Annotated in this window: 8 protein-coding genes; all 8 read right to left on the bottom strand. The window is 62.7% G+C overall.

Translation table 11 applies throughout. The features are described 5' to 3' along the window. Nucleotides 1–167 precede the first annotated feature (167 nt). The gene (locus SH809_09735; GenBank protein MDZ4699973.1) at nt 168–3,656 is read right to left on the bottom strand and encodes a PKD domain-containing protein; all 3,489 of its coding nucleotides are present in this window, start codon (nt 3,654–3,656) and stop codon (nt 168–170) included. 348 nt (nt 3,657–4,004) lie between these two features. Next, the gene (gene rny, locus SH809_09730; GenBank protein MDZ4699972.1) at nt 4,005–5,711 is read right to left on the bottom strand and encodes a ribonuclease Y; all 1,707 of its coding nucleotides are present in this window, start codon (nt 5,709–5,711) and stop codon (nt 4,005–4,007) included. A gap of 479 nt (nt 5,712–6,190) precedes the next feature. Continuing rightward, nucleotides 6,191–6,529 carry a cell division protein ZapA gene (locus SH809_09725; protein ID MDZ4699971.1) on the bottom strand — a complete coding sequence of 113 codons (339 nt, stop codon included), beginning with the start codon at nt 6,527–6,529 and terminating at the stop codon, nt 6,191–6,193. A gap of 34 nt (nt 6,530–6,563) precedes the next feature. Continuing rightward, nucleotides 6,564–6,902, bottom strand: a complete 339-nt coding sequence (locus tag SH809_09720; GenBank protein MDZ4699970.1) for a hypothetical protein — start codon at nt 6,900–6,902, stop codon at nt 6,564–6,566. 82 nt (nt 6,903–6,984) lie between these two features. Then, on the bottom strand, nt 6,985–9,477 hold the full coding sequence (gene pheT, locus SH809_09715) for a phenylalanine--tRNA ligase subunit beta (protein ID MDZ4699969.1): 2,493 nt from the start codon (nt 9,475–9,477) through the stop codon (nt 6,985–6,987). 12 nt (nt 9,478–9,489) lie between these two features. Then, nucleotides 9,490–10,500 carry a phenylalanine--tRNA ligase subunit alpha gene (gene pheS, locus SH809_09710; GenBank protein ID MDZ4699968.1) on the bottom strand — a complete coding sequence of 337 codons (1,011 nt, stop codon included), beginning with the start codon at nt 10,498–10,500 and terminating at the stop codon, nt 9,490–9,492. Nucleotides 10,501–10,721: 221 nt separating this feature from the next. Next, nucleotides 10,722–11,069: a 50S ribosomal protein L20 gene (rplT, locus tag SH809_09705; GenBank protein ID MDZ4699967.1), complete on the bottom strand. Its 348-nt coding sequence runs from the start codon at nt 11,067–11,069 to the stop codon at nt 10,722–10,724. Between the two features lie 55 nt (nt 11,070–11,124). After that, nucleotides 11,125–11,319 carry a 50S ribosomal protein L35 gene (gene rpmI / locus SH809_09700; GenBank protein ID MDZ4699966.1) on the bottom strand — a complete coding sequence of 65 codons (195 nt, stop codon included), beginning with the start codon at nt 11,317–11,319 and terminating at the stop codon, nt 11,125–11,127. Between the last annotated feature and the right edge of the window lie 366 nt (nt 11,320–11,685).

The raw sequence follows: 11,685 nt of genomic DNA, 5'->3' as shown, positions 1-11,685 counted from the left end.
TCGATAAATCGACGTCGGAACTCGCCCCTCCTCGATTCGAGGAGGGGCCTGAATTGTCACGCGGCAGCGCACTCCTTTGTAAACTGTCCGAAGTATTAAGGTTACAAGTTGGCAGGTTACAGGTTTTTGTGCCAACCTGCCAACCTGCCAACCTGCCACTTGCCAACCTACTTAACCGCCACCATCCGCGTCGTGGCGCTGTACGAGCCGGCGGTCATCCGCAGCAGGTAGGCGCCGCTGGAAACCGTCGTTCCGGCGTCCGTGCGGCCGTTCCAGGTGGCTTCGTGCCGGCCGGCCGGCAGCTCGCTATCGAACACCCGGGCCACTTCGCGGCCCAGCATGTCGTACACGCTCAGCCGCACCACGGCCGCCTCGGGCAACGCGAAACGGATCGTCGTCGATGGGTTAAACGGGTTCGGATAGTTGCCTTCGAGCGCGAATTCGGTCGGCAGCGCCTGAGCATGGAGCGTCAGACCATCGATACGAATACCTCTTTTTGCGGCGGAAGCGACCGGCGCGAACGCCTGCGGGCTTTCGGCGGGGCCTACGCCCGTGGGCACAAACGCGGCATCGGTCGTGAGCACGAGTTTATCGATCGCCGTGCCGTCTTCGCGCATCCAGGCATGCACGGTGTGCGTGCCGGCCGTGCCAATCGAGAGCGGCACCGCCACGCCGTTTTTCACCAGGACCACCCATACCCACTGGCCCAGTGTGTTGGTCTGAAACCCGTTCGTGGTGCTTGCAATAGCGCCATTGATGCCTGCGTGCATGGAGTTCGACTTGTTACCTGGCGCGTAGATGCGTCCCCAGACGTAGTAACTGCCCGTGGTCGAGAAGTTAACGTCGAACGAAAGCTCGGGGCTGGTCGTCTCGGCGCCGGTCTTGATCTCGGTGTTGTCGTCGGGCGTGGTGTCCATGTAGGATCCGCCGCTGGCGCCGGCATAGGCCGTACCGGACACCCAGCTATCGGCGCCGCGTTGGATGTTGGCGTGAAAGTGTTCGGCTTCCATGACCACCATGCCGGCGGCTTCGATGAAGCCGCCCGTGCCGCCCCCGCTGGTCACCGTGACGCTCTGGCTCGTAATGCCTGCCGCGCCATCGTTGTCCGTGACGGTAAGGGCCACGGTGTAGGTGCCGGCCGCCGCGTAGGTGTGGCTGGCCGTAGCGCCCGTGCCCGTCGCGCCGTCGCCAAACGTCCAGGCATAACTCACGATCGAGCCGTCGCTATCGGAGGAAGCCGAGCCGTCGAAGCTCAGGGCGAGGTCGGTCGCGGTGTGCGTGAAGCTGGCCACCGGGGCGTTATTGCCCGTGCCGCCGCCGTCTTTCGGGCTTTCGGCGGGACCGGTGCCCGTGGGTGTGAAATTCGCGTTAGTGGACAGGACCAGCTTATCGATCAACGTACCGTCCTCCGCCATCCACACATGAACGGAATACACGCCAGGTGTCGAAACGACAATCGTGGCATCGGTGCCGTCGAGTTTGCCGTTGGTCCAGGTCCAGGCGCTGAACGTGCCTACGGAGAGCGGACTTGTATCGGACACGCCGGCGGCGCCGCTGAAAGTTTTGTTGGCCTTCGAGCTACCTCCCCACAACCGGTGCCACACATAATAGGTGCCCGGCGTGGCGAAGTTTACATCAAAGATCATCTCGGGGCTCACACCTTCAGGTGCCGAACGGACGCGGGTCCCGTCGTCGGGTAGGGCTTCCATCGACCCGGTCCCGCTTAAGCCGGCGTTGACCGTCGAAAACGACCAGATATGGTCGTCGTGATCGAAAATTCTGTGGGCGTTTTCAGCCTCCATCGAGACCAATCCGCCGGATTCCAGGAAGGCACCCGTGCTCCCACCGCCCCCGTCGCTCACCGTGACGTCCTGACTCGCGCTGTCCATCAGCCCCTCGGCGTCGGTCACGGTCAGCGTGACGGTGTAGGTGCCGGCGGCGGCATAGGTATAGGACGTGAAGGAAAGGGTATCCGTGGCCCCATCGCCGAAATCCCACAAATAACTCGCAATCCCACCGTCATCGGTAGAAGACGAGGCATCCAGATCAACCAAAAGGCCAGAGATGGTGCTCGTGAAGTTGGCGCTCGGGGGGGTGTTGCCGATGGTCCCATCCTCTACCAGCGTCAGCCGTTGATTGACGGCCGCACTGTTGACGACGGTCACCGCGCCCGACGGCCAGGATACCTTGATTTCGTTGACCGTCGTGGCCGTCGCAAGCCCGAAATGGGCGGTCATCTCATTCTGCGAATGGGCGCTAACGCCGCTCTTGACCTGGCGGGCATAGGTTTTCCCGCCGGCCTTGACTTCGATCAGCGCCCCGATGGCCGCGCGGTTGCTGACGGTGGCGTCGAGGTCGATCTGCAGCCAGTTCTGCAGGCCGGCCGTGTTGTTTTTGTAGAGAAACAAGGTGCCGTTCAGATTCACGATGGCAAAATCCAGATCGCCGTCGCGGTCGTAGTCGGCTGCCGCCGAACCCCGGGAATCGCCGGAGATCATGCCGGCGGCGACGGAGATATCGGTGAAGGTGCCGTCGCCGTCATTCTGGTACAGCTCATCCTTCATCTGAGTCGGGGCGATCACGCCAACCAACAGCTCCTCGTAGCCGTCGTGGTTGAGGTCGAAGAAGTTCACCGCCCAGGAATCGAAACTCTTCACGCCGGCTGCCGGAGCCGAATTCTCGCTCCAGGTTCCGTTCGGATTGCCTTTGTAGAGCACATTGTTCTCCGCGATCGGCTCGATACCGCCCGGGTTGGCGAGGTCGGACATGTAGATGTCCCAGTCCCCGTCCAGATCGATATCCGCGAGGTCGATCCCCATGCCGGCGCCGGCGTCGTCGCCGATGCCGGGCATCGTGCTGGTGAGGTCGGTGAACGTGCCGTTCCCGTTGTTGTGGAAGTATTGATCGATGTGATAGGGCGCCGGCTGCTGGACGTTGACGACGTACAGATCGGGATACAGGTCGTCATCCATCAAACCGCCAAAAACGACCAGCGTGGGCCGATCCTGATCGGGATTTCCGGTATACAGGCCGGCCGCCGTGGTGACGTTGGTGAACGTCCCGTCGCAGTCGTTTTTGTACAGGGCGTTGCGGTTCACGTTGGATCCGCCGGCGTCCCACACCATCGTCCCCACGAAGAGGTCGATGCAGCTGTCGAGGTCGTAATCCAACCAGGTCGCCGTATAGCTCTTGTAGCCCCCGTTTGGCCCAAACGCGACCGGCGGACGATTGTCCACGCCGGCGGCGGCGGCCACCTCGACGAACATCGGGTCGGATTCGGCATTCCCGTTCTCCACCCAGAGGTTCTTGAGCAGGAAATTGGGCGACCCGTCGGCGGCGAACAGATCGCTGCCGCCTACCGTGATGTAGATATCCATGTCGCCGTCGTTGTCGTAATCGGCAAACACGGAGCCGGTCATTTCAACGACAGGAAGCGCGGGTAACAGAGCGTCCTTCCGGGTGAACGTGCCGTTGCCGGCGTTATTCCGGAACAGATGCGGCAGCTCGCCGCCCCCGTTGGGCAGGAAAAGGTCCGGAAACCCGTCGTTGTCGTAGTCGATCCAGTTAACGCCTAACCCGTGGCGCGAGGTGCTGTCGTAGGTGTCGCTGCCAACGCCGGCAGCCCCACTGACTTCGCTGAAGGAAATCTGACTCATGCCGACGCGTGGCGCGCCGAGCGCAACGGCCAGGCCTAACAGCCCGGCACGCAAAAATGGTGTGTGGATTCGCATAGGTACCCCCTGGAGTGCTTGCAGAACGCAATGAAGGGGGGCTTCCGCCGGTCAGACTACGACCGGTATTCTGGATAGGACGACCGTCTCTCTGGCGTTTCGACCGAGTTTACGGGCCGAACTGGCAACGCCGTCGGGTTAGGCCACATGAACGGTACCGATAAACGGACGGCGGCGCATCCTCCATACGGCGCAAAAATACACGCGCCAGCGCGCATTGGTCGCACGGGTGATGCGCCAGATGCCTGCGCCGCGATAGTCGTTTGCCCGGCCCTACTTCGCGTACGACACGGCCCGAACCTCGCGGATGACCGTCACCTTCACCTGGCCCGGGTACTGGAGTTCATTCTGGATGCGCTTCGAGATATCCACGGCCAGGTTCTCCGCCTCGGCGTCGGAGACGAGGTCGTGGTTAACCAACACGCGGATCTCGCGGCCGGCCTGGATGGCATACACCCGCTCTACACCATTAAACGTCCGGGCGAGGTCCTCGAGCTTTTCGAGCCGTTTGATGTACGACTCCAGCGCCTCGCGCCGCGCCCCCGGCCGCGCACCGGAAATCGCGTCGGCCGCCTGCACCACGGGGGCGATCAGACAGGTCATCTCAATCTCGTCGTGGTGCGCTCCGACCGCGTTGCACACGTCGGGATGCTCCTTGTACTTCTGGCACAACTCCATCCCGACGATGGCGTGGGGATTCTCGATGTCCTCCTCGACCACTTTGCCGATGTCGTGCAGCAGGCCGGCGCGGCAGGCGCGGCTCACATCCAACCCCAGTTCGGCGGCAATTAACGACGAAATATGCGCTGTTTCGATCGAGTGCGCCAGGAGATTCTGTCCGTAACTCGTCCGGTAACGCATTCGCCCGATCTGACGGATCAACTCCGCATGCATGCCGTGCAGGTTCAGGTCGATCGCCGTCCGCTCCCCCACCTCTATGATCTCCTCGTTCACCTCCTCGCGCACCTTCTCCACCACCTCCTCGATCCGCGCCGGATGAATCCGACCGTCCTGGATGAGCCGCACGAGGGAAATACGCGCCACCTCCCGCCGGATGGGATCGAACCCGGAGAGAATCACGGCCTCGGGCGTGTCGTCCACGATGACTTCGATGCCCGTCGTAGCCTCGAACGCACGGATATTACGCCCTTCGCGGCCGATGATCCGGCCTTTCATTTCATCGGATTGGATGTTCACGACGGACACGGTGTTCTCGATCGCGTGGGACGCCGCCGTCCGCTGAATGGCGGTCAAAATCACCTTGCGCGCCTGCCGGTTCGCGGTCAGTTTGGCCTCGTCCCGAATTTCTTTGACCCGCGAGGCCGCTTCCATACGGGCATCCTCGATGTACCGCTCGATCATCGCCTCCCGCGCCACCTCGGGCGACATACCGGACACCTGCTCCAGCTTGCGCGTCTGTTCCTCAAGCACCTGCTGCATCTTGTCCTGACGGACGTGGAGCGACGTGCGTAATGCGGCAATATCCTGCTCTTTTCGATCGATTTCAGAGAGCCGGCCGCGGATGTCTTCATCCACTTGTGCCGCCGCCTTGCGCAGACGCTCGGCCTCGCGTTGGGCCTGCCGGCCCTCCTTCCGCAGCATTTCGATGGCGTCTGCCGCCTTGACCAACACGTTCTCCCGCTCGGCGAGCCGCTGCATCCGCCCCGTCACCTTCTCCAGCCGACGACGGTACATGCGTCTCAGGCGCCGTAACGCACGCTTCGATTCGTGGGTCTCGCGCGCCAGCGTCTCCTCACGCCCCGTCAAATCCGCCTCCACTTTCTCAATCCGCTCGAAGCGAATCTTTTTCACCTCCTGCTCCACCTCGTCCAACAACCGCTTCGCCTCGTCACGCGCCTTGCTCACCTGAACCCGGGCGCTCCGAGAGAGGAGAAACCGGTCGATGATGATGCCTATCACGATGCAGAGAGCGACCACGGCGACGGCGACCATGTCGCCGAATACCGCAGGTATGTCCATGATTTCTATGCGTCTATGTGAGTGCGTCCTGCGCTTGATGCCCGAAACGAAAGGGCATAAAAATGCCCCGGCCGGTTTCATGCTCACACGTAACCAAGCCGGGGCATTGCATTCAGACTAACCCGCTCCGGTGGATATGAAGAACTTCTTCAGATTCACACAGTGGGCGCCGCTCATACTCTTCCAGCTTCCTCGGATCTCCGAAGAGATATCCCGCGAAGGAATGAGGCCTGCTGTCGTAGCGTGAAGGGTGGCTCCCTAAAGCATACGAGTAAAGTTCTTATATATGCAGAACGGGTCAGTAAGAAGCGCTCTCAAGGACGCGCCTCGAGAGAGTATCGTTTATATCCGACTCTACCTAAGCAGTTCCGTGTGAAATGGGTCGTGCGATGGCCAGGTGAGGCCAGCTCATCGTTTCGGCCGGCACCGGACAATCAAGAGAAAAAAAATCACAATATCCACCCTTCCCAAAACCTCCTTCAGGACCGGCCGGCGGGGCCTCCCTGCAGCTCCGGCGTCGCACCGTGCGTGGAGGCGCCCATCACTTCTTCGAGGAGGGCATCCAACTGCGCCGCTTCCCGATCCGCCTCGGCCAGCATCCGAGCCTGGGCGTCTCGAGCGGCAAACAGCTCCTCCACGAGCGCAAGCGCGGTAACAACCGCGGTAGTCACCTCGGGTTGTTTGGGAAATGCGGTCTTAAACGCCCGCATCCTGGCATCGACATAAGCGGCCATTTCTCGGGTGACGGCTTCGTCGGATGCGGAAATGCGGAGCGGATATTCGCGCCCCATTACATCCACTCGTATCGTTTTTTCCATGGAAGATGTCCGGTCAGATAGGCCTGAAAGCGCGTTACGCGGCACGGCTGTCCTCTTCGAGATACCGGTCGATCGCCACGATGAAGCCGTCGACCTTGCGGCGCAACAAGTCGGGATCGCCTTCGAACGCAAGCGGTGTGCCGCCGTCGCCGGACGTCCGCACACTGCGTTCGAGTTCGACGATCCGCTGGTGCAGGGCGGCGTTCTCCTGCCGCAGTGCCTGAATCTCGAGCGCGGCCGCCTGCACACGATCTCGCAGCCGGCGCAACGACCGGAGCCCTATCAGGGTGGACGTTCCCTCGGGCTGTCCTTCCGCCCCACCTGCCGGGGTGGGGGTCAATTCTTCGCGATTGGGCACTTCCGATGCTTCCATAGCGTCTGCCTCTCGTTGTGAGTTTCCGTGCGCTGCCGGGTTCGGGTCCAATATAACAAAAGAACACGACTAAGCGACGACGTTAGCGACGAAGCTCCGCGCCGTGTTCGTTCTGGAGGCGCTCCAGTATACGCGCCAGCATCCGGTCGACTTCCTCGTCCTGCAACGTGCGGTCGGCGCTGAAACGCAGACCGAAGGCCACGCTCTTTTTCCCCGCCGGCACCTGATCGCCCCGGTATTCATCGAACACGGTGAGGCGCCGCAGCATCCCGCCGGCCACCACACGAATATCAGCCATCGCGGCGCCTATCTGCACGGACGCATCCATCAGCACCGCGAGGTCCCGGTCGACGCTCGGGAATCGGCTGATCGGGCGGTAGTTCACCCCGGCCGCATCGGGCACGGCCGCGGCGAGCACGTCCCAGTTCATCTCGGCGAAAAAGACGGCCTCCTTGAGATCGTACAGCGACCGAACATCATTGGACGCACACGCCAGCACACCCGCCAGTCGGCCGCCAACCCACATCTCCAGATGATACAGCGTGATGGCGGTGGGCACATACACGGGGATGTAAGCCACCTCTGCCAGCCCGAGACGACTGATGAGCCCCTCAACGATGCCTTTCAGGTCGTAAAAGTCGGCCAGGCGCTCCTTGTTCGTCCAGTTCACGCGTTCCGCCGGCCCGCTGGCCGCCATCAGCAGTGACGTATGTTCGCCGTACCCGGGCACGAGCACGCCGGCGGCGGCGGTCGTGCTGAACACATGACCAAACTCGAGAAACCGCAGCACATCGTGGCCGTGGTTCTGGTTGTGGGCCATCACGGCGAGCATCCCCGGAAGCAACGAAGGGCGCAACGCGGCCATCTCTTGTGAGATCGGCTTCAGCGTCTCCACGACCGCGCCGGGGTGCCCCGCGGCCGTCAGCACAGGCAGATTAAATCGCTCGGCGGTCTCCCGGCTGAGCATGCTGTTGGTATAGATCTCCCGAAACCCGAGCCCTGTCAGGTAGCCCTGCGCCCGCTGCATCGCGCGGGTCTCCGGCGCGACGGCCGGCGCCAGCGCGGCCACCGGTACATGGCTCGGCAGCGGAATCTTGTCGTACCCGTACAGTCGGGCCACCTCTTCGATGAGGTCGATCTCCCGCTCGACGTCGGGGCGGTAGCCGGGCACGGTGCAGGCCAGCGCCGGCTCGCCCTGCAGTTCACGCCCCATGGCGACGACGAAGCCGAGCGCTTCGAGCAACACCACCATGATGGCGGGGTCGATGGCGACGCCCAGCACGCGCACGGCGCGGGCCGGCCGCATCAGAATCGTCCGCTCGGGCGGCGCATTCGGGTGCGCATCCACCATGCCGGGCACGATCGTCCCGCCACCAATTTCCGAAATCAGCGCCGCCGCCCGGGCCGCCGCCCAGGGCTGGCCGGTAGCATCAACACCGCGCTCGAACCGATACGACGCGTCGGTCTGTAACCCGAGCTGCCGCGCCGTCCGCCGGATGGCCGAGGGCTCGAAATAGGCGCTCTCGATGAACACGGTGGTAGTGGAAGCGGTGACTTCGGAGTTCTCGCCCCCCATGATGCCGGCGATCGCCACGGGCCGGTCGGCATCACAGATTAGCAGCGTGTTTTCCGGCAGCTTGCGTTCCTTGCTGTCGAGCGTCACCACCGACTCGCCGCCCTGGCTCTGGCGGACAACGATCTTCCGGCCGGCCACCTGGTCGTAATCAAACGCGTGCAGCGGCTGGCCGCACTCGTACATGACATAGTTGGTGACGTCGACCACATGATTTCGCGGCCGCAGCCCGATCGCCGTGAGGCGTTGCTTGAGCCACGCCGGCGACTCCCGAACCGCGATCCCCTCCACGACCATGGCCACATACCGCGGACACGCCTCCGGGGCCTCGATGACAACCGAAATCCGGTCGAGCACGGCGCCGCCGGCGATGGGCAACGCCACGGCCGGCCGCCTCAGCGGCATGCGCCCTACCGCCGCGACGTCCCGCGCCATGCCGATATGGCTGATGGCGTCGGGCCGGTTTGGGGTGATCGAGACGTCCAGCACATAGTCGACCAGCGCCACACCCTTCCCGCCGAGGTAGGCGGCAAACGGCTGTCCCACGACGGCGTCTGCGTCCAGCACGAGGATGCCGGCGTGATCGGCCGAGAGGCCGAGTTCGTCCTCGGCGCAGATCATGCCCTGAGACTCCTCGCCCCGTATCTTTGCTTTCTTGATAGTGATGGCCACCCGTTCGTCGGGCGATTCGCGACCGGGGAGGGACAGCGTCGTCCCGACCGTCGCCACGGCCACCTTCTGGCCGGCGGCCACATTGGGCGCGCCGCACACGATCGGGACAGGCTCGCCGGCGCCGAGGTCCACGCGGCAAAGCGTCAACCGGTCGGCATTCGGGTGCGGCTGGATGGCCAGCACGTGCCCCACCACGACACCGTCGAGCGCCTCACCGCGTTGCTCCACATCGTCCACTTCCAGGCCGGCCATCGTGAGCCGGTCGGCCAGCCCCGCGGCGTCCAGCCCGTGCGCGACATAATCGCCAAGCCAGTTATAACTCAGTTTCATGGCGGCAGGGGGTCAGAATTGTTCGAGGAAGCGGATATCGTTTTCGTAGAATACGCGGATGTCCTGGATATTGTAGCGCAGCATCGCGATCCGCTCGACGCCCATCCCGAACGCATAGCCGGTATACCGCTCGGAGTCGATCCCGACGGATTCGAGCACGTTCGGGTCCACCATCCCACTACCCAGGATCTCCATCCAGCGTCCTCCGCCCGGCAACGCGGGGTTGCGCCACCAGATGTCGAGTTCGGCGCTGGGTTCCGTGAACGGGAAGAAGCTGGGGCGCAGGCGGGTGACGACGTCGTTGCCGAAGATGGCGCGGGCGAACAGGTTCAGGATCTGCTTGAGATCGGCCAGTGTCACGCCTTCGTCGACGTACAGGCCCTCGACCTGGTGGAAGAGGCAGTAGGACTTATAGGTGATCGACTCGTTGCGGTACACCCGCCCCGGCACGATGACGCGGATAGGCGGCTTCTGGCGCTCCATGACGCGAATCTGGACCGGCGAGGTATGCGTCCGGAGCACCACGGCGTCTCCGTCGCGCCGGCCCTCGCGCAGGAAGAAGGGATCCTGCATGTCGCGGGCGGGGTGGTCGGGCGGGAAGTTGAGGGCGGTGAAGTTGTGCCAGTCGTCCTCGATTTCAGGCCCCAGGGCGATATCGAAGCCGAAGTGCGCGAAGATCCGCTGGATTTCCCAGAGGGTCTGGGTGAGCGGATGGTCGGACCCCAGCGGGACCTGCCGGCCCGGAAGCGTGATGTCCAGATTCGCCGTCGACGGCGCGGCCGCGGCTTTGAGCTGTTGGAGCGCCGCCTCAAGGCGTTCCTCAGCCAGGACCTTGATGGCATTGATGCGGTGCCCCATCGCCGGCTTCTCCGCCGGCGGCACGTCCTTCAGGCCCTGAAAAAGATCCGTGATCCGGCCGCTTTTGCGGCCCAGATACTGGATTCGGAAGGTGTCGATCGCCTCGGACGTGTCGAGCGCGGTGGCCTCGATGTCCCGGCGCAATTGGTCGAGCTGTTCTACCATACCCGTTTGATGTCGCGTGGAGGGCAGCGCCTGGTTTAGACACCGCAAGGCAACGTGACGCTAGTGGACGCTGCAAAAGGGCCTATACAAAAAAGTCCCGCCTGACCTGGGTGACCAGGGGCGGGACTTTTAAAGCGTGGCGAATCGTAACGATCAGCACCCCGGTCGGCAAGCGATAGGCGTGGTCGTAAAAAATCGATTGGCAGAACGTCGTACCATCGCTAGTTCTTGAGATGGTCGACCACTTTCGTGAACGCGGCCGGATCGTGTACGGCGAGATCGGCGAGGACCTTGCGGTTCAGGCGGATTTCCGATTTGCGCAGCGCGCCGACGAGGCGGGAATACGACATGTCGTTGAGGCGAGCCGCGGCGTTAATACGCGCGATCCAGAGCCGGCGGAACTGCCGCTTGCGTTGCCTACGGTCCCGGTACGAAAACGCCAGGGCCCGCTCGACGGTGTTCTTCGCGACGGTGAACACCTTGCTGCGGCGTCCCCAGTAGCCCTTAGCAAGGGCCAGGACCCCTTTGCGACGCCGGCGGGCGGCAACGTTATTTTTAGCTCGTGGCATGGTACCTTACTCTTCTTATCTAACGCTTCTTATCTAACTCCTGAATCCGGAACGATCAGACGCTCAACATGCGCTTCATACGCGGCTCATCGACCGCGCTCACCAGGGTGGCCTGGCGGAGCTTGCGCTTACGCTTCTGCGTCTTCTTCGTCAAAATGTGATTGCCGAACGCTCGTTCACGCTTCAGGCGGCCCGTGCCGGTCACCTTGAAACGCTTCTTCGCGCCGCTGTTGGACTTCATTTTGGGCATATGCTCACCACAATGTGTTGGTCCTCTACCCGCACGTGCCGGTAAAAGTGTGCTCTATACGCCCCCTCGGGGTATACGTTTCCCGTTGTTTTTAAAAAAACCAAGAACCATAGTCGTAGACCACGGAGCGCCGAGAACAGGTGTCCCTCATTCTCTCGGCCGCCCATTTTGCATGTTGCACCTTTAATACTTCGGACAGTTTACAAAGGAGTGCGCTGCCGCGTGACAATTCAGGCCCCTCCTCGAATCGAGGAGGGGCGAGTTCCAACGTCGATTTATCGATGTCGGAACGGGGAGGAGTATTGCCCGGCATCAACGCGGATCATTTTTTTGCAACTCGACCTGACGGCCGAGTTTGAGAAAATA

The sequence above is a fragment of the Rhodothermales bacterium genome (assembly GCA_034439735.1).
GTDB lineage: Bacteria > Bacteroidota > Rhodothermia > Rhodothermales > JAHQVL01 > JAWKNW01.
Note: the sequence above shows the minus strand (reverse complement) of the source record. Positions and strands in the feature narration are given on the sequence as shown.

Coding starts and splice junctions, on each gene's coding strand:
- SH809_09735 (MDZ4699973.1), bottom strand. CDS start 3,656: ATGAGTCAGATTTCCTTCAGCGAAGTCAGTGGGGCTGCCGGCGTTGGC.
- rny (MDZ4699972.1), bottom strand. CDS start 5,711: ATGGACATACCTGCGGTATTCGGCGACATGGTCGCCGTCGCCGTGGTC.
- SH809_09725 (MDZ4699971.1), bottom strand. CDS start 6,529: ATGGAAAAAACGATACGAGTGGATGTAATGGGGCGCGAATATCCGCTC.
- SH809_09720 (MDZ4699970.1), bottom strand. CDS start 6,902: ATGGAAGCATCGGAAGTGCCCAATCGCGAAGAATTGACCCCCACCCCG.
- pheT (MDZ4699969.1), bottom strand. CDS start 9,477: ATGAAACTGAGTTATAACTGGCTTGGCGATTATGTCGCGCACGGGCTG.
- pheS (MDZ4699968.1), bottom strand. CDS start 10,500: ATGGTAGAACAGCTCGACCAATTGCGCCGGGACATCGAGGCCACCGCG.
- rplT (MDZ4699967.1), bottom strand. CDS start 11,069: ATGCCACGAGCTAAAAATAACGTTGCCGCCCGCCGGCGTCGCAAAGGG.
- rpmI (MDZ4699966.1), bottom strand. CDS start 11,319: ATGCCCAAAATGAAGTCCAACAGCGGCGCGAAGAAGCGTTTCAAGGTG.